This is a genomic window from Pseudanabaena sp. BC1403 (genome assembly GCF_002914585.1).
Classification (GTDB): Bacteria; Cyanobacteriota; Cyanobacteriia; order Pseudanabaenales; family Pseudanabaenaceae; genus Pseudanabaena.
Map to the genome: position 1 here is coordinate 40,666 of NZ_PDDM01000016.1, position 17,465 is coordinate 58,130.

Genomic DNA, 17,465 nt, shown 5'->3' on the forward strand with positions numbered 1-17,465 from the left:
AGTGACAATTATGGTTGTAATACCATGCTCCATTCTTTGTTTTGGCTATCCCAAAATGGAGCGTCAGTTTCGCCCACAATATTTGGTCCCCAGTAAGTGCGGGAGCCATCAGTAGCAAAGGCAAAAATTACATCACCTTTACCGATCGCAATTTTGTAATTTGGCAAAGATAGCAAAAATCCTTCTTTGCCGCCCTCATTCGGGGCAAAGTCCCAATTTAGTGGCTCGATCGCTTGCCAAACATTTTGGGAGGTAACTCGTGAAAATAAGACAATCCGCACAGAGCGATCGGTACGATTGCCAACACGAAGACTCCCGATATTTTCGCCATCATTGAGGCTGGGGCGCGTAAAAGTTGCAGGCAATGGCGGAACGATTACCTTAGCCGCTTCAGTATTTTCAGGAATATCACGGATTGGCTGTGGGGCAAAACGTTGCCATAGGGAAACACCTGTCAGGGCAATTAGCATTCCCAGACACATTGAATAAGCATATTTGACATCAAGAGTTGGTATCACAGCTTAGTTTTTGATGTTTATGTTGTTATTCTATGCTGTTTGATTGGTGAGGTTGGAATTATACCCATATCTTTTAGGATTTATAGCTGTCCTTCATAAGAGTTGTGAGTAATTCGTACTCATTTAGCTTTAGTCACCCTAGTTAAGAGATAAAACACAAAAGAAAGTTGCAGTGCAAAGCGCTGCAACTTTCTTTTGTGTTTTATCTCCTGATGCACTTGACGACAGCTATAGCAATGATTGAGTTTAGGACAAATCAAAACCCAAAAGAGCAATGGCGGCGCTTCGCGCCGCCATTGCTCTTTTGGGTTTTGATTCTCAAAAGAATAGGCGTTATAAAGTGAATAGGGGCGGCAAAGCCGCCCCTATTCACTGGGAAGGGAGTAAGCAAATCTTACATTGCTATACAACTCTATTTCCAATCCCCCAAAGAAATTATGGCAACACTTTATTTAGGGGATTAAAAGCTATCTCCAGTAAGGTTTTAAAATTAATAGGACTTACGCAAATCAACCAAGAACTAAAGTTCTTGGTTGATTTGCGTAAGTCAGTTAAAACTGACTAAAGAAAGCCTCAAACCAACCTGTTTCAACAGGTTTAAGCTTTTAGCCCGCAATTTATTGCAGGGCAGATGCGTAAGACCTAATAAAAAAAGATAATCTCTGTTTATCTTTTTTTAATTAATCTTTTTCACGAGCGATCGCTACACCGTGAGATGTACCAATACGAGTTGCGCCTGCATTGATTAAAGCGATCGCTTGTTCTCTGGTACGAATTCCACCTGAAGCCTTAATTCCAACCTTACCTCGTGAAATTTCCTTGAGAAACTTCACCATTTCAATCGTGGCAGCCCCAGCCCAGCCTGTGCCCGTTTTCAAAAAAGCTACTCCCGCATCCATACAAACCTCGGCTGCGAGTTCCTGCTCATCAGTTGTGAGCAAGCTCAATTCTAAGATAGCTTTGACGGGTTTGCCTGATTCCTCACAGATTTGAGCAATGTCCTGATGTAATAAATTAGTTTGACCAGTTTTTAACCAACCAAAATTAATGACGACATCTAATTCCGTTGCACCATTTTCCACCGCCTCCATAGCTTCATAAAGCTTAACGTTTGAGGTGGTAGCTCCGCTGGGAAAGCCGATTACAGTACAAATTTCTACTTTGGTTTTGAGTAGTCGTTCTGTCACGCGCCTGACATTGCATGGGTATACGCAGACGCTAGCAAATCCTAAGCGATCAGCTTCTTCACAAACACGATCTACCTGTTCATCACTGGCGGCAGGATCTAATAGGGCGTAATCGATATAGGTGGCAGGGTTGATATCAGTTTGAGGCATAAAACTATACACACTTAGGTAAGCGAGAGGTTACATTGGAGATTAGTGACGATAACTTCTTATAATTACTTATTCACGTTATTTCTCACGACTTATTCTCGACTGATTAAAATTAAGCAAATATAGGCGGATATTAAATAAATATGCATATTTCTGAATTAGATGAACTGGAAGCTTCGGTTAGCGACTTGCTGACGATGGCAAAGGTAGAGTTAGAACAAAATCGACTACAACAACAGCGCGATCGCCAAATTCAAGAAGCAGTAGCTCAAATTGAAGCAAGATTGAAACCTCTGCTGGCAAAAGTTGAGCAGATGTTGCAAGAATATAGCCGCGAAGGGACACATCAAGACAGCGAGACTAAGCAAAGGCTAGAAAAAAAGGCTGCCGATATCCGACAGGAAATCGCTGAAGCCCCCACACTAGCAGCCCAACTTGCTGATCGCCAATTGATCTTGAGTGAAGAAAGACTACTAGATGAAAGAATAACTGAACAAACGGCTCAATGGCGACTGGAATTAAAGGCTGATCTCTTGGAGATGATCGAAGAGCAACGCGATTTCTTTAGCGCTACCGACGCTTCGATCGCAGTTCGGGGATATGGCAATGACTTAAAAGCAATCAACGCTCTCGAAGAAGTCGTCGAGGCATTGATCAATCAAATAAATTCCCACAGTGAGGAAGGCCCTGTTGCTCGTTTGCGTGGCAGCCATGAACAAACTCTCACCTTTATTTACAACAAAGCACTCGAAAATCGCTCCCGTGTTGATCGCGCCCCAGATGTCCAACCTACAGCAAGACACCGCAAGTCGGAAAAACGCCCTGCACTATATACCGATCTCAGTGGCAAGGTTTTGGTATTTGGTGGACACGATCGCTTACAAACGGCTGTAAAAAATCGGCTGCGCGATTCGGCAATTAATTTAATGTGGTATACCGAACAAGATGGCTTGCAACTTGCTGCTCAAGGTGAGAGTCAAATTGCAGGTGGCGATCTAATTATTATTGTGACGGGTTATGCAAGCCACTCACTCACCGAAAGAGCGATCGAGGCTTGTCGTCGGGCTAATAAAACCTATGAAATTGTGAATACAACTGGTATGACCAGACTACTCGAAGTAATCGAATCGGGACTAAAAGCAAAACAATTAGCGCGTCATTGGAAACAAAACTAAAGTCATAGCCGCGCAAAGCGCGGTTATGATTCCCCTAACAATTAAGCTTCAAAATTTATGTCCAAAACATCTCGCAATTTATCGCAGCCACCTAAAAAATCGCCAAGATCTGGCTTTTGGAAAGAAGTAGCTCAAACTGTAGGATTAAGCTTGGCTCTAGCCTTAGGTTTTCGGGGTGCTGTTGCTCAGGCTTATTATTTGCCGCCTTCAGGATCGATGGAGCCAACTTTACAAAATTATGATCGCATCATTGTTGATAAATTGAGCTATCGATTCCAAACACCGCAACGCTTTGACATTGTTGTTTTTGAGCCAAATGAAGCAGTAATAAAAGGTTGTGGACTATCAGCCGAAAAGCAAAAAAGTTCGTTGATTAAGCGGGTGATTGGGTTGCCAGGCGATCGCGTGGAGATCAAGGAAGGCGTGACTTACATCAATGATCAGCCGCTATCAGAACCATATTTAGTCAAATCCCCTGAATACGATTTGCCTCTAACGACAGTGCCAGCTAATTCCTACTTTGCTCTAGGTGACAATCGCAATAATAGTTGTGATGGCCATATTTGGGGCTTTGTGCCAAAGGAAAATATCATAGGCAAAGCGACCATGCGATTTTGGCCATTAGACCATTTTGGCAACATTGATCGGAAGGACTAACTTAATATGGACAAACAGGCTGTTAAGCTGCTCACGGCTGTAGATATCGATCGCATTATCGAGATGGCATGGGAAGATCGCACCACCTTTGATACGATTTACGACCAATTTGGCATTTCTGAAGTGGAAGTGATTAAAATCATGCGTAAGTCAATGAAACGCTCATCTTTCTTGATGTGGCGAGAAAGGGTAAGCGGTCGTAAAACTAAACACGCAAAGACCTCTGAGGCGCAAAGATTTCACTGTAGCCAACAAGATAAATTCAAATCCCGCTAGGCGTATTTTGTGCTTTTGGACAGAATAAGGCTTAGCATCCCTAAAGAGGTAACTATGCGCTTAGTTCGTAATTTTGCAGTTTTAGGAATATTTCTAATAGTCGTGGGTATACCTATTGCCGTAACCCCCAAACTGCAATTACTGGGATTAAAGGCGATCGCCCAATCATCTGATGATCTGCGCACACAGCAGATTACTGAGGCAGTCTATCTCAAACAATCAGGATATGATCGCTTACAAAAAGGAGATCCCCAAGGAGCGATCGCCGATTCACAAAAATCACTTGAGTTATTTCGCAAATGGAAAGCGACAGGGGGAGAGCGAGACACACTGAATTTTTTGGGAGATGTTTATCTCACCACAGGGCAATATGAAAAAGCAATGCCTTATTTTCAGCAGGCGTTAAAAATTGCGCAGGAGATTGCTAAAGCTCCTGACGGAGAGCTAGCGGATGTGGCTTATACATTGCAATATATCGCTGATGTCCATGACAAGCAAAGGCAATATGCTCAAGCATTGCCAATCTATCAACAGGCTCTTGATATTTTTCGCGATCGCATCCAAGCTCAAAAAGGCGATCGTATATCTTTGCGAACCAGTGAAAGCTTGACACTTTCACGCATGGCTTCTATCTATTTTAAATCTTCGCAATATGATCGAGCTCTGGCTAGTTATCAGCAGATGTTGCCAAGCGCTATTGAAAGAAACGATATCATTGGCAGAGTTCAAACACTCAATAATATTGGCGTGATCTATGCCAACCAAACTCAATATGCTCAAGCACTAGATTCCTATGAGCAAGCCCTAACTTTAGTGCGATCGCTCTGTTGTTATCGAGGTGATGAAGCTGCCATTCTAAATAACATGAGCGCTCTATATTTCAGCCTTGGTCAAAATCGGCGGGCGTTGGAATTGGCAGATCAAGCAACTAAAATTTATTTCAAATTATCTAGTGAATATTTTGTTGGGTTAAAGAAAACAGAAATGGAACTTCTGCACGATGTTCTAGGCGAAGACAATAGCAATCCAACCTTGACTAGTCGTGGCTTATCAGTTCGGGCAACTGTGGGTGATACGGCAAATAATGATGTGATCGTAAAAGCAGGACAAGCAAACAATCTTAATAATCTTGCTCAACTCTATAGTAATAGTGGCAAGTATCAGGAAGCGATCGCTTTTTTTCAAAAGGCGATGTCCGTCTATAAAGAAATTGGTAATGATCTTGGAATTGGTATTACCCTCGATAATATTGGCAGCACCTATGCCCGCTTAGGTCAGGCAGAGCAGGCGATCGCTTTTCATCAAAAGGCTCTCACTCAGTATGAGAAAGTAGGCGATCGCACAGGAACAGGTGTGGCGCTGAGCAATCTTGGTCGTGCTTATGCAAATCTCGGTAAGCAAGCAGAATCGATTGCAACTTATCAAAAGGCACTAAATATAGCAAGAGAAGTGCGCGATCTTAGTACTGAATCAGTTGTGCTTGCGAATATTGGTGATTTGATGGCACTGCAAAATCAACCAGATATTGCGATCGCTTTTCTCAAACAATCCGTAAATATCCGCGAATCAATTCGTCAATCGATCAGAATGTTGCCCCGTGAAGATCGCTCGGCATATAAGCAGAGTGTATCTTATAACTATCGCAATCTCGCTAAACTCCTTCTGCAACAGGGACGTATTAATGAAGCAATTCAAATCCTTGATCTGCTTAAAGTGCAAGAGCTCCAAGACTATCTAAGGGATGTCAAAGGGAACGATCGCACCGCAGTAGGAATCACTCTCTTTGCGCCCGAACAAGCACTAATTAATACAGAACTCAAATCTCTACTCAATGGTTCACCACTAACGGTACAAATCAAACAAACTGCTTCTCAACAGGGGCTTAGTTTAGCTACATCGCGATCGCTATTAGCTAACGTCCAGAAGTTTGGAGATAAAGCTGCACTTTTCTATCCATTATTATTTGATGATCGACTATTTTTAGTGCTTCTCCCAGCCAAGTCTGCACCGATTTCCCGTTCCATTAACATCAAACCTCAGGAATTTACAAAACTACTACAGAATTTTCGGGCTGATTTACAAGATTCAGGATCACTTGACGTAAAAGAATCTTCTGAAAGACTATACCAATATCTGATTAAACCAATTGAAGCCGATCTCAAATCAGCCAATATTGATCTACTGCTCTACGCTCCCGATGGACAGATGCGTTATATCCCGATTGCATCACTCTATGATGGCAAGCAATGGCTGATCGAGCGCTATAGCTTTAATTATTTGACTGCTTCTGGGTTTCTTAATGTGCAAACAGTTAGCAAATCTCCACTCACAGCGATCGCGGCAGCTTTTACAACAGGCGAAATTAAATTTGCGATCGGCAATGAGAAATTCAGTTTTACAGGGTTGCCTTTTGCAGGAAAAGAAATTGATAAAATTGCGTCCACTTTCCCCAACACAACAAAATTAGTTGATTCCTCTTTCACTCGGAATGCCGCAGCTTCTCAATTTGGTGGCTACAGTTTGATCCATTTGGCTACCCATGCCGCCTTTCTCCGTGGAACGCCTGAAGACTCGTTTGTGCTAATGGGAAATGGCGATCGCCTAAATCTGCGCGAGCTACGCGAATGGAAATTGCCGAATACACAATTAATAGTTTTGAGTGCTTGCCAAACTGCTGTTGGAGGTGTGGTAAGCAGTGGCGAAGAGATTCTTGGTTTTGGTTATCAAATTCAACGGACTGGTGCGAGGGCGGCGATCGCATCGCTATGGACAGTGAGCGATCAGGGTACACAAATGTTGATGGGTAATTTTTATACGCAATTGCAAAAGGGTAATAATATTATTAATTCATTACGTCAAGCCCAACTCGATCTCCTACAATCAAAACAGAGCGAATTCCAGCATCCTTATTTTTGGTCAGCTTTTATTCTCATTGGCAATGGCAATTAATGTAGGAGAGGATGGGTGGCGCTTCGCGCCACCCATCCTCTCCTTTTTACAGCGCAAAGCGCTGTAGGATTACCAATTAATGGGAAGGGAAAAACAGAAAGAAAAAACGAGGTTTTTATGAATACTATTCGATGGATACGTGTGATTTTCTCCAGTATTTTTATTTTGCTTGGGTTAATTTTTGGCTCATATTTTTATATTAAAGAACATCCGCAGGGAACATCCGCAGGTTTCAGTCATTCCACAGGACTATATCGTCAGGATTTTACAAAAGAAACAATATGACGACTATTCCTTTTGGCGATCCAGAATGACCACAATAGCGATCGCTATTCCGCAAAACTTACAACAGTTTGAGAGCAAGTGAACCCTAACAAATGCTTTAAAAACATTACAAAGCAATACTTTTAAAGCATTTGTTGGTTAGGATTAGAGGGTAAAGGGCTGTACAAAATGAAAAGACTATAGATGCCTATCTTTAGCGGGATTGATATTTTCAAATAGTCTGTTACATTACTTAATATAAAGAAGCCCAAAGGTAAAAATAAAATGATTTTAAAATTTATTGTACTTTTGCTCACTGCTAAAGTTTCTCGTAAGTACAAAGTAATCCCACAGGGAAAATAGAAAGAAAGACTGATAGTTCTTATTTACTACATCTATGACTACTCTCAATATCTGAAATTTGTAAATACTACCTTCTATATTGAGATATCAGAATTAGCTAAGCATGTTTTGATACGGATAGAGCAAGCTAAAAGGAACTTAGGATGTTAACAGTCATTGTGAAGGGGTTTGCCAAGATTTGAGGATTTACAATTGCATGTGATCATATTGACGCATGACACATTGGGACAAGAAGCTTGTAATAGAATCAAATTAGATAGGTTGCAAAATTACTTCTTCGGGAATTGAAACCCAAACGCTAAACTTATCAGCATTACATGTAATTAATACAGCTATACCTAAATCTAAATTGCTTCTACACTCTGAGATCGCTTCGTTAAGCGAGTTATAAACCTTATGATCTACAAAGGTTTTGCCTAGCAGCGTAATTGCTTTTTCTGTTCCAAAAATGGTGTTAATGACAATTGAGCGAACTTGGTTTAGTGAACTAAAAATCATTGTTTTGACCTTAACTCGATAGATACTAGTATCGCGTTCTAACAATATTTAGATTGCGATCGCAAATCTATTATCCTGTGATCTTAAAGAGAAAAAATTGCGATCGCGGTCACAAGCCCATAAAAATTGCTTTAATCAATTGGATAGCTTTTTCATTATGTATAGCAATGAAAGAATAAATTTAGTTGGAACGCTATAGTTTGTATTAGGTCATAAAACCCAAAAGCGTGATGCAGCGAAAAGCACAACGCTTTTGGGGTTTTGACAAGGTTAGCATGGGGTAAACTTTAAAATAAGAAATCAAATTATTCCGTTGCATTTCATCCTTGAGTTGGCGTGCTTTCAGTTATGGATAACACAAACGAACATACAGAAGTAATTCCTAAGACCTTAGGTCACAGACGTTTTTTGTGGGCTTTGGTAGGTGTAATTCCCCTCGGAGTTGGTTTGTGTTTTGTCCAAGTACCAATTAGTTGTGCTTGTGGAAATCGAGCACCGTATATAACAGATGATTTTGTCAGAGCGCAACAGGCATATTTTGAAGAACATAAAAAATTCGGGAAATCATATGAGGATTTGAAAATATTAGGAGCACTACTTACAACAACAGTCCGTTATGAATACTCATTTGAAGTTGAACAAGATCGAGCATTCATTTATGCAACTCCACAAGTTGTCCCAAATGATTTCTTCCGCTTAGGACTAACTACTGCAAAAATTCCTGGTGTGGTTAGTGCAGTCATTTATGATGCCAAGCAAAAAGCAACGGTTAAGGTGACCTGTCTCGCAGAAGACTCTACATCTGGCAGACCTCCTAAACCTGTTTTTGACGGTAAAGACTTGATCTGTGGCGCAGGTTTTAGAAAGTATTTATAAAATCTTTACTCAATCGTCGCAGCTTACCAAGCCAATTACCAAGCCAAGCAAAAGTATGTTCTACAAACCCATGACGAGGTTCTAACTTAAAGCCATGTTCCCTTTTCTATGAATACAAATAACTCTGAACCTTGGTTACAAAAAGAACTATTACAACATATCCAGTTATTACTGGATAGTTTTCATCATTGGACTGGCGATACTCTAATACCAATAACCGATCACCAATCACCAGTAGAAATAGCAAATTTACTATTTAATGCAGATTTTGTTTTAGTTTCTCATGGCACTCAAGCCGATCCGATTCTTAACTATGGCAATCAAAAGGCACTCGATTTATGGAAGATGGATTGGCACTCTTTTATCTCAACGCCATCACGATATACGGCTGAGGTAATGGAACGCAGCGAAAGAGAACAACTTTTAGCACAAGCAAAATCTCAAGGATATATTAGTAATTATCGTGGGATCAGGATTGCGAGTACAGGCGATCGCTTCTACATAGATCAAGCGATTATCTGGAATGTAGTAGACGAAGATGGGAAACCGTGGGGGCAAGCTGCAACTTTTCGAGACTGGGAAGCAATTTAACCCTTAAAAAGAGAGACAGCGCTTTGCACTGTCTCTCTTTTTAACAACCCTCGTCGTGGCAGCTATATATTAAAATTATTTACAATTGAATAAGATTCAATACAAAATCGTCGCAACGCTATTTCTACGAAATTCCTAAGAACAGAACTATGATTGTCGCAATCCCTGAACCATTTAAAACAGTGGTGACCTTTGCTCACCCACTGCTGATGCTCTTAACTTTACTTTTGGCTCTTTATGCAGGTTATGTCGGCTGGCAATATCGCAAAATTCGCAGCGCCGAGGGAGAAGAGAAAAAAGCTCTGATCGCCAAACGATACAATATTCTGCATCACAAGCTTGGATCGGTATTTTTGGTGCTAATGGTAGCGGGCGCTGTTGGCGGTATGGCTGTTACCTATAACGATAATGGCAAGTTATTTGTGGGAGCGCATTTGTTAGCTGGTCTAGGTTTGGCATTTTTAGCAGCCCTGTCCGCTGCTTTTGCACCAATATTACAACAGGGCAAAGAATGGGCGAGGGTAGCTCATATCACTGTAAATACTGCTTTGATTGGTGTTTTTGCATGGCAAACCTTTACAGGTTGGCAAATCGTACAGAGAATTTTAGAGCAAATGTTCAAAGCTGCCTAATATCGCTAACCTAAAAGAGAATTGCGGCGCGATGCGCCGCAATTCTCTTTTAGGTAATGTCGCAAAGCGCCTTTTTGGCTTAACGATAGTTCGTGAATTGAAGTGCGAGGGGAAAGTCTTCTGCTTTTACGAGTTGAATGATTTCTTGGAGTTCGTCTTTTGATTTGGAAGTAACCCGTAAAGCATCGCCTTGGATAGAAGCTTGAGCTTTTGGGAAAGCATCACGAATAATTTTAGAAAGTTTTTTTGCTTGATCCTGTTCAATACCCTTTTTTAGCTTAATAATTTGCACGACTCGATTACCGCTAGCAGAATCGATTTCGCCGTAGTCAAAGATTTTTAGAGATAAGCCTCGTTTGATCGCTTTAGATTGCATCACATCAACCACCGCAGTGAGCGTCATTTCACTATTAGTGTTAATAGTTATCGATTCTTTTTCAAGTTCAACTTCTGTTTTGGTACTTTTTAAGTCATAGCGACTGACTATTTCACGGCGTGTTTGATCGATCGCATTGACAAGCTCTTGATGATCAAAATCGCTAACCACATCGAATGAATAACTGGAAGCCATAGATTTTTTTAGATTAGATTTTAGTTTTTATTACGTAATGTATCCCATCGTACCAAAAAACCAATAACAGAAAGTTGGCGCATCGCGCCAACTTTCTGTTATTCCCATAGGCGCTTGCCTTCACCACTATTGAGACGATCGTGAGTATCACGTAAAAGACTAGGAATATCTAAGTTTTCTGGACAGCGTGGTAAACAATCGCCACAGTCAGTGCAGCGAATAGCTTTACGTCCGGGAAACCAATGCCCCGCATTTTCAAACATTTTGTAACGATACTTGCCAAATTCCACCATATCAAAACTGACGGCTAAATTTCTGAGGCGTAACACTTCAGGAATATTGATATCTTCAGGGCAAGGCAAGCATTCATAACACTGGGAACAGCGATCGCCTTCCAAGATTGTGTAGCGGCGATTAATGCAATCGAGAACTGCTTGCTCTAACTCGGACATTGGCTCATCGTTGTCCCATGCATCTTGATGCGAGTCAATTTCGGTGGGATTTGCTGCGCCAAGGCTGAGAGTATGCACACGGGGATCGCTAAGCAGGAAGCGATCGCACATATAGAGAGCCGTAAATGGATAACTTACGCTTGCTAATTCTTCTGAAGGGCTATATAGCATTCCGCCTTTATCCGATGGCGAGATGATGAATACACCCATATCTTTCTCATGGGCTAATTGCACGGCGGCGGCGTTACGTTGATTGAAAAAATAATAATGTAAGTTGATCGATTCAAATAAATCGGTGTTGATCGTATTGAGAATTACATCAAGGGGTGCATGGGTGGAGAATCCGACATGACCAATCATTTTTTGATCGACTGCTTCTCTAACTGCTTTCATGCAGCCATTTGGATCTGTGACTAGATCAAGATGCTCTTGTAAGTTAATTCCATGAATATCAAAGTTATCGATATAGTCCACATTCAGCTTTTTGAGGGACTGTTCGATCTGGCGACGCATGGAATCAGCATCTTTGGTTGGCGAAATTTTAGTAGTTAGATAAAAGCGATCGCGTTGTTTACTCAATCCATTTCGCATCGCCTTACCGATAAATTCTTCACTCTTGCCGTAGCCTTGAGCAGTTTCAATATGATTGATGCCAACTTCTAGCGCTCGTGCGATCGTTTGATGGGCGTTCTCTGCTGACTCCATATAGCGCATCGCTCCTAATGAAAAGACTGATAGGAGCATCTCAGTTTTGCCAAAACGACGGTAGCGCATAGTTAATTCCTAGATGTGTTGAGAACGGCGGTGCATTGCCGTTCTTTTTTAGAACTGACGACGACCGAAGATGAGAATCGCGATCGCCAAGGTCAACAAGGCATAACTCAATATATAAACCCCATTATTAAACATATCTAAAAAGCTTGGCAGAATATTATAAACTGCTTCGTTTTTGAGGTTAGCACGGGATAAGTCGGGCAAAATCATATAAAAAGTTCGCGTTACTGTCTGCAAACTAGGATTTTTAGAAATCTCACCCAGTAGCAACAAATCACGACTAAAATTTCCGATTAAATAGGCGGCTAGGGTCAGCAAAGAAGCAATTAGCGAACCTGAAAAGGAACCAAAGAAAATTGCGATCGCCCCTAGCAGCATAATTTGCCAAAAGATAAAAAAGTTAGCGGTGAGAATCGCAGGAATCGGGATTGGAATGTTTTTGATTGCCATCAGGGCAATAAAGATAACAGTCATAATTGACACCAACGCCCCAATCACAGCAGTTAAGCCTAGATGCTTGCCTAACACAAATTCAGTGCGGTGCATTGGCTTGGCAATTAAAATAAAAATTGTGCGCTTATCGATCTCTTTATTAATGAGATTTGTGCCAACCAATACCGCCACAATCAAACTCACTACCTCGATCGCCGCGATACCAACATCAACGATCATCTTTGCCGATGAGTCATAGGAAAACTCTGGCAGCATCAGCATCGCTGAAACCAAGATCACGGTATATAGCAAAGATAAGTAAAGTACCTGTTCGCGCACGGTTTCGCGAAATACATTGGTAGCGATCGCCCAAACGCGACCTAAACTTAGACTAATATTCAGGCTAAAGTTCATAGGTCAACAAAATCCTCAATAGTCCTAACATGATTGCATTTTACCGCACAATTAGATGGGCTATCGCCTAGTGTATCAACCCAACCTGATTGACTGACAGATCTCTGTAGGGGCAGGTTTAGTAGATCCGTGATTGGCTTACAGCAAAGCTTTTAGCAAAACCTGCCCCTACGGTTAAATGCGGATTTCAACAGTTTTGTCAGTCAATCAAAACCCAACAGAGAGTGGCGATGCTTCGAGCCGCCACCCTCTGTTGGGTTTTGATTTTGATTTAACATGACTGGTGATAGCTATAAGTGCCCATCTAATTGTGCGGTATGTTAACAACCTATGAAAAACTGGCAAACAATTCTTCCCTTTATCCAAGAGTTAACTAGGCAAGTGGGCGATCACCTGCTTGCAGATTTTGAACAGGCGCGAGTAGCGATCGCTAAGGACGATGGCAGCCTTGTGACGAAAAGCGATCGCTGGGCGGATGCCTATATCAAAGCTGCACTCGAAAAAGAGTTTCCTGAATATGGGGTATTAACTGAAGAATCAACCCAAGTTTTGCCAGATCGTGAATGGGCTTGGGTCGTCGATCCCCTTGATGGGACGACCAATTTTGCAAGGGGAATTCCGATTTGGGGCATATCTTTGGGACTATTGCATCGCGGCATACCAGTTTTTGGTTATGTAGCAATACCACCGTTACACCAAAATATCTATGGCTGGTCAGATGAGCATGGTTCAGCGGCATTTTTTAATGACCAGCCGATTAATTTGCCTGAAGCTTCGCCAGATCCTGATGCGCTCGGCAATTATTTTTTTAGTGCCTGTTCTCGCAGCCTCGAAAAAATGGGTCGCTCGAAGTTCCCTTTTAAACTGCGGATGTTGGGTGTAGCTAGCTATAACATTTTGACGGTTGCGATCGGCTCCACTATTGGCGCAGTGGAAGCTACTCCCAAGATTTGGGATATTGCTGCTGTTTGGGTGATTCTGAAAGCGATCGGTGCAGTCTGGGTTCCTTTAGAATCATCCCAAAATATCTTTCCATTAGAAATGGGGAAAGATTATAGTAGCCGCAGTTTCCCCACATTAGTGGTAAGCCATCCTGAACTCTTGCCAATGGCGCAGGAAATAACAAAACCTTTTTTCTAACGCAACTTTTTACCAATAAGTGATGTTACGTGGAAAGAAAAATGCACCACATCCCCCAACCCCTTCTCCTTGCAAGGAGAAGGGGAGCCAGAGCTTTTTCTTGTTCCCCTCTCCTTTGCAAGGAGAGGGGCTAGGGGTGAGGTTTTAGAAACTTCCACGTAACATCAGCAATAAATTTCTACTAATAAATTCCTAAAGAGATTCATTATCTTCATTCCCTATAACATCAGTAATACCAATTCAAAAAATGGCGTTGCCATTTTTTGAATTGGTATTACTGGGTTTGTTTTTTATTCACTGAAATGTTGGCTCACTTCAGTGAATTGGTATAATTGGATTAAAATCTAGGCTAATGAAAAATCTCCAAAATCGGTTACTTGAATATCTTGAAAAACTAGTAATAGAGCGCAATCCCTACTATGCATCGGCTGGACATTTATTTGCTAGGGAATATATCCGATCGCATTTTGCTAAATTCGGTGAAGTAGTCACCCATGAGTTTGAAGTCAATGGGAATAAACATCAGAACTTAATTCTAAATATTGCCGCTGATACCCAGAAGCAGCGATCGCCTTTGATTATTGGCGCACATTACGACACGGTTCCTGCTTGTGTGGGTGCAGATGACAATGGATCTGGAGTTGCTGTACTTCTCGAACTCGCCGAATATTTTTCAACAAATCCTCTCAAATATCCTATCCAATTAATCGCCTTTGATATGGAGGAATATGGGTTATCTGGAAGTCATGCTTATGCAAACAAACTTAAGAATGAAAAACAAAAAATACGCCTGATGATTTCTCTGGAAATGTTGGGATATTGCGATCGCAGTCCAAATTCGCAACATTATCCCGCAAGCTTAGATAAGTTCTATCCTAACACTGGTGATTTTATTGGCTTGATAGGGAGCATTCCGACAATTCCCGATCTCATCCATTTACAACATCACATGAAATCAACTGTGCCTTGTGAATGGCTTCCTGCGGGTTGGCGTGGCTTAGTCATCCCCGATACTCGTCGTAGCGATCATGCGCCTTTTTGGGATGCTGGTTACAAAGCTCTGATGGTTACTGACACTGCAAATATGCGAAATCCTCATTACCATAAAAGTAGCGATCGCCTTGAAACACTAGATTTAGAATTTCTCACTAATGTTTGCCAAGGTCTCATTGTTGGCATAAAGGCTCTAAAGTAACCCAAAACCAAAGTGTGATTCGCCCGCTTAGGCGACTCACACCTTGGTTTTGGGCGCAAAGCGCTGTATGATGCTTTGAATGCGTTTAGGTTAAATAAAAGTTCGTGTTAGACATTAAGCTCGTGCGATCGCAGCCAGAACAGGTGCAAGCTCGCCTCAACAGTCGAGGCAAAGGTTACGACATTAGTAGATTGGTCGAACTAGAGCAGGAAGTCCGTGCACTTGAAACTCAGCGATCGCATTTGCAAGCCGAAAGCAACGACATCGGTAAGCAAGTTGGCATCAAAATGAAAGCTGGTGCGCCAGAATCAGAAATCCAAGCATTAAAAGCGCGATCGCCTGAAGTCAAACAGCAGCTAGCGGAACTAGAACCTAAGGAAAGAGCGCTCCGAGAAGAAAGCAATGCCATTTTAATGACTTTGCCAAATTTGCCTAGCGAAACAACTCCCATTGGTGCGAATGAAACCGAAAATGTCGAAGTGCGACATTGGGGCGATGAATATAAAAGCGATCGCACCGATATTTTGCCTCACTGGGAAATCGGCGAAAAACTAGGCATTCTCAACTTTGAACGTGCAGTCAAAATTGCTCAAGCTCGCTTTGTTAACTTAATTGGTGCAGGAGCAGCCCTAGAACGCGCCTTAATTCAGTTCATGCTGAATACCCATACTGCCAATGGTTATGTCGAAGTTGCGCCACCGCTATTGGTGAATACGGCAAGCATGACGGGCACTGGGCAATTACCGAAGTTTGCCGAAGACCTATTTAAATGTGCAGAAGACGAACTCTGGCTAATTCCCACGGCCGAAGTTCCGATTACGAATTTATATCGAGATGAAATCTTTGATGGAGAGAACCTACCAGTTCATCATTGTGCCTATACACCTTGTTTTCGTCGTGAAGCTGGGAGTTATGGACGCGATACTAGAGGATTAATTCGCTTACATCAGTTCAACAAAGTCGAACTCGTAAAATTTGTCCTTCCCGAGAACTCGTCTGAGGAGCATGAAAAACTAGTCCGCGATGCCGAATCGATTTTGCAAGCCTTAAAGCTTCCCTATCGTCTGGTTGAACTTTGTACTGGCGATATTGGCTTTGGTGCTGCCAAATGTTATGACCTCGAAGTTTGGCTACCGACCGCAAATACCTATCGCGAAATTTCTAGTTGCTCGAATTTCCATGATTTTCAGGCTCGTCGGGCAAATATTCGTTTTAAGAGTAAGGGAAAGAAAGGAACCGAGTTTCTGCATACTCTCAATGGCTCAGGCTTAGCTGTCGGACGTACCATGTCCGCCATTCTCGAAAACTATCAGCAACCTGACGGACGCATCTTAATTCCTGAAGTGCTACAGCCTCTGATGAACAAAGAATATCTTTAAATGGAAGCACGCTGAGCGTGCTTCCATTTAAAGCACGCTCAGCGTGCTGTTTTAAAAAATTTAGCGCGAGACGCAACCATGGCTACGATTCACAAACTGCATCCTGACAATCCACAACCACGTGCGATCGCCCAAATCGTAGCTGCTTTACGCGATGGCGCGATCATGCTCTATCCTACGGATACTGTCTATGCGATCGGTTGTGATCTAATGTCCAAATCTGCTGTGCAACGTGTACGGCAACTCAAGCAAATGTCCAACGACAAACCACTTACTTTTCTCTGCTCTTCTCTTTCTAATATTGCGGAATATGCAGATGTGACGAATGTTAACTATCGACTCATGAAAAGTCTTGTGCCAGGGCCTTTTACATTCATCTTGCCAGCTACTAAGCTTGTACCAAAACTGGTATTAAATCCCAAGCGTAAAACTACAGGGATTCGAGTTCCTGATCATGGCGTATCACAGACGCTTATTGAAGCACTAGGAAATCCAATCATTTCCACTTCTGCGAATCAGTCGAAAGAAAATCTTGAAGATGAAGATTTCATGCCTCAATCTAAGAATGGGAAGCGGCGTAATGTTTGCGAATTACCTAAAATAGAACTCTTTGATCACTTTTACAAATTAGTTGATTTGATCATTGATGATGGTTCTGACCAGACCTTTGAAGTATCCACAATCATTGATTTAACCGATGATCTTCATCCACAGATTTTGCGTCAAGGCTTAGGAAAATTTGAACTTTCTTAATCAACTCAAGACTTATGGTAGCCAAGAACTCAAGTTCTTGGCTAAAAGCTAAAGTCCACTGAAGTGGACTAGGGAATATTTCTGGGCAGGTACTTCATCAACCCATTGAAACGGGTTTGAGCTTTTAGCCAGCACTTGAGTGCTGGGCTACTGATTATCACAGAGATGAATTAATTTACGTTAAAGTAATCTAAAGCCAAGTAATTCCAAAACACAAAA

General features: G+C 41.9%; 18 protein-coding genes. 12 read left to right on the plus strand and 6 right to left on the minus strand.

The genetic code is table 11. The annotated features are described in order from the left end of the window. Nucleotides 1-8: 8 nt before the first annotated feature. Nucleotides 9-518: a hypothetical protein gene (locus tag CQ839_RS15055; protein WP_103669111.1), complete on the minus strand. Its 510-nt coding sequence runs from the start codon at nucleotides 516-518 to the stop codon at nucleotides 9-11. Between the two features lie 680 nt (nucleotides 519-1,198). Next, nucleotides 1,199-1,855, minus strand: a complete 657-nt coding sequence (deoC, locus tag CQ839_RS15065) for a deoxyribose-phosphate aldolase (protein ID WP_103669113.1) — start codon at nucleotides 1,853-1,855, stop codon at nucleotides 1,199-1,201. A gap of 143 nt (nucleotides 1,856-1,998) precedes the next feature. On the opposite strand from deoC, the gene CQ839_RS15070 reads away from it, so the two are divergent. The 5 genes from CQ839_RS15070 to CQ839_RS25170 all read left to right on the plus strand — a co-directional run bounded on the left by CQ839_RS15070 (nucleotide 1,999) and on the right by CQ839_RS25170 (nucleotide 7,279). Then, the gene (locus tag CQ839_RS15070) at nucleotides 1,999-3,030 is read left to right on the plus strand and encodes a DUF2325 domain-containing protein (RefSeq protein ID WP_103669114.1); all 1,032 of its coding nucleotides are present in this window, start codon (nucleotides 1,999-2,001) and stop codon (nucleotides 3,028-3,030) included. A gap of 57 nt (nucleotides 3,031-3,087) precedes the next feature. Next, entirely contained in the window at nucleotides 3,088-3,687 is a 600-nt protein-coding gene (gene lepB / locus CQ839_RS15075) for a signal peptidase I (protein ID WP_103669115.1), read from the plus strand. Between the two features lie 6 nt (nucleotides 3,688-3,693). Further along, nucleotides 3,694-3,963 carry a TIGR03643 family protein gene (locus CQ839_RS15080; RefSeq protein ID WP_103669116.1) on the plus strand — a complete coding sequence of 90 codons (270 nt, stop codon included), beginning with the start codon at nucleotides 3,694-3,696 and terminating at the stop codon, nucleotides 3,961-3,963. Between the two features lie 54 nt (nucleotides 3,964-4,017). Further along, on the plus strand, nucleotides 4,018-6,912 hold the full coding sequence (locus CQ839_RS15085) for a CHAT domain-containing protein (RefSeq protein WP_103669117.1): 2,895 nt from the start codon (nucleotides 4,018-4,020) through the stop codon (nucleotides 6,910-6,912). A gap of 181 nt (nucleotides 6,913-7,093) precedes the next feature. Beyond that, nucleotides 7,094-7,279, plus strand: a complete 186-nt coding sequence (locus CQ839_RS25170) for a hypothetical protein (protein ID WP_181016213.1) — start codon at nucleotides 7,094-7,096, stop codon at nucleotides 7,277-7,279. Nucleotides 7,280-7,791: 512 nt separating this feature from the next. Here CQ839_RS25170 and CQ839_RS15095 read toward each other — a convergent pair. Further along, the gene (locus CQ839_RS15095) at nucleotides 7,792-8,037 is read right to left on the minus strand and encodes a hypothetical protein (protein WP_103669183.1); all 246 of its coding nucleotides are present in this window, start codon (nucleotides 8,035-8,037) and stop codon (nucleotides 7,792-7,794) included. A 348-nt stretch (nucleotides 8,038-8,385) separates the two neighbouring features. Here CQ839_RS15095 and CQ839_RS15100 point away from each other — a divergent pair, with 348 nt between their 5' ends. The 3 genes from CQ839_RS15100 (at nucleotide 8,386) to CQ839_RS15110 (ending at nucleotide 10,136) form a co-directional block, all read left to right on the plus strand. Next, on the plus strand, nucleotides 8,386-8,913 hold the full coding sequence (locus tag CQ839_RS15100) for a type IV pilin-like G/H family protein (protein WP_103669119.1): 528 nt from the start codon (nucleotides 8,386-8,388) through the stop codon (nucleotides 8,911-8,913). A 108-nt stretch (nucleotides 8,914-9,021) separates the two neighbouring features. After that, nucleotides 9,022-9,504: an MEKHLA domain-containing protein gene (locus CQ839_RS15105; RefSeq protein WP_103669120.1), complete on the plus strand. Its 483-nt coding sequence runs from the start codon at nucleotides 9,022-9,024 to the stop codon at nucleotides 9,502-9,504. Nucleotides 9,505-9,653: 149 nt separating this feature from the next. Continuing rightward, nucleotides 9,654-10,136 carry a DUF4079 domain-containing protein gene (locus CQ839_RS15110; protein WP_103669121.1) on the plus strand — a complete coding sequence of 161 codons (483 nt, stop codon included), beginning with the start codon at nucleotides 9,654-9,656 and terminating at the stop codon, nucleotides 10,134-10,136. 79 nt (nucleotides 10,137-10,215) lie between these two features. On the opposite strand, the gene CQ839_RS15115 is transcribed toward CQ839_RS15110, so the two are convergent. From CQ839_RS15115 to CQ839_RS15125, 3 genes are all read right to left on the minus strand, one after another. Next, nucleotides 10,216-10,707: a YajQ family cyclic di-GMP-binding protein gene (locus CQ839_RS15115; RefSeq protein ID WP_103669122.1), complete on the minus strand. Its 492-nt coding sequence runs from the start codon at nucleotides 10,705-10,707 to the stop codon at nucleotides 10,216-10,218. Nucleotides 10,708-10,805: 98 nt separating this feature from the next. Continuing rightward, nucleotides 10,806-11,933, minus strand: a complete 1,128-nt coding sequence (locus tag CQ839_RS15120) for an aldo/keto reductase (protein ID WP_103669123.1) — start codon at nucleotides 11,931-11,933, stop codon at nucleotides 10,806-10,808. Nucleotides 11,934-11,981: 48 nt separating this feature from the next. Further along, nucleotides 11,982-12,779: an ABC transporter permease gene (locus tag CQ839_RS15125; protein ID WP_103669124.1), complete on the minus strand. Its 798-nt coding sequence runs from the start codon at nucleotides 12,777-12,779 to the stop codon at nucleotides 11,982-11,984. Nucleotides 12,780-13,109: 330 nt separating this feature from the next. On the opposite strand from CQ839_RS15125, the gene CQ839_RS15130 reads away from it, so the two are divergent. From CQ839_RS15130 to CQ839_RS15145, 4 genes are all read left to right on the plus strand, one after another. Further along, nucleotides 13,110-13,919: an inositol monophosphatase family protein gene (locus CQ839_RS15130; RefSeq protein ID WP_103669125.1), complete on the plus strand. Its 810-nt coding sequence runs from the start codon at nucleotides 13,110-13,112 to the stop codon at nucleotides 13,917-13,919. Nucleotides 13,920-14,271: 352 nt separating this feature from the next. After that, nucleotides 14,272-15,114 carry a M28 family peptidase gene (locus tag CQ839_RS15135; RefSeq protein WP_103669126.1) on the plus strand — a complete coding sequence of 281 codons (843 nt, stop codon included), beginning with the start codon at nucleotides 14,272-14,274 and terminating at the stop codon, nucleotides 15,112-15,114. 104 nt (nucleotides 15,115-15,218) lie between these two features. Further along, nucleotides 15,219-16,493 (plus strand): serine--tRNA ligase, encoded by a 1,275-nt coding sequence (serS, locus tag CQ839_RS15140; protein ID WP_103669127.1) that lies wholly within the window; start codon nucleotides 15,219-15,221, stop codon nucleotides 16,491-16,493. Nucleotides 16,494-16,571: 78 nt separating this feature from the next. Further along, nucleotides 16,572-17,246 carry an L-threonylcarbamoyladenylate synthase gene (locus tag CQ839_RS15145; protein WP_103669128.1) on the plus strand — a complete coding sequence of 225 codons (675 nt, stop codon included), beginning with the start codon at nucleotides 16,572-16,574 and terminating at the stop codon, nucleotides 17,244-17,246. The last annotated feature ends 219 nt before the right edge of the window (nucleotides 17,247-17,465 follow it).

Coding starts and splice junctions, on each gene's coding strand:
- deoC (WP_103669113.1), bottom strand. CDS start 1,855: ATGCCTCAAACTGATATCAACCCTGCCACCTATATCGATTACGCCCTA.
- CQ839_RS15070 (WP_103669114.1), top strand. CDS start 1,999: ATGCATATTTCTGAATTAGATGAACTGGAAGCTTCGGTTAGCGACTTG.
- lepB (WP_103669115.1), top strand. CDS start 3,088: ATGTCCAAAACATCTCGCAATTTATCGCAGCCACCTAAAAAATCGCCA.
- CQ839_RS15080 (WP_103669116.1), top strand. CDS start 3,694: ATGGACAAACAGGCTGTTAAGCTGCTCACGGCTGTAGATATCGATCGC.
- CQ839_RS15085 (WP_103669117.1), top strand. CDS start 4,018: ATGCGCTTAGTTCGTAATTTTGCAGTTTTAGGAATATTTCTAATAGTC.
- CQ839_RS15095 (WP_103669183.1), bottom strand. CDS start 8,037: ATGATTTTTAGTTCACTAAACCAAGTTCGCTCAATTGTCATTAACACC.
- CQ839_RS15100 (WP_103669119.1), top strand. CDS start 8,386: ATGGATAACACAAACGAACATACAGAAGTAATTCCTAAGACCTTAGGT.
- CQ839_RS15105 (WP_103669120.1), top strand. CDS start 9,022: ATGAATACAAATAACTCTGAACCTTGGTTACAAAAAGAACTATTACAA.
- CQ839_RS15110 (WP_103669121.1), top strand. CDS start 9,654: ATGATTGTCGCAATCCCTGAACCATTTAAAACAGTGGTGACCTTTGCT.
- CQ839_RS15115 (WP_103669122.1), bottom strand. CDS start 10,707: ATGGCTTCCAGTTATTCATTCGATGTGGTTAGCGATTTTGATCATCAA.
- CQ839_RS15120 (WP_103669123.1), bottom strand. CDS start 11,933: ATGCGCTACCGTCGTTTTGGCAAAACTGAGATGCTCCTATCAGTCTTT.
- CQ839_RS15125 (WP_103669124.1), bottom strand. CDS start 12,779: ATGAACTTTAGCCTGAATATTAGTCTAAGTTTAGGTCGCGTTTGGGCG.
- CQ839_RS15130 (WP_103669125.1), top strand. CDS start 13,110: ATGAAAAACTGGCAAACAATTCTTCCCTTTATCCAAGAGTTAACTAGG.
- CQ839_RS15135 (WP_103669126.1), top strand. CDS start 14,272: ATGAAAAATCTCCAAAATCGGTTACTTGAATATCTTGAAAAACTAGTA.
- CQ839_RS15145 (WP_103669128.1), top strand. CDS start 16,572: ATGGCTACGATTCACAAACTGCATCCTGACAATCCACAACCACGTGCG.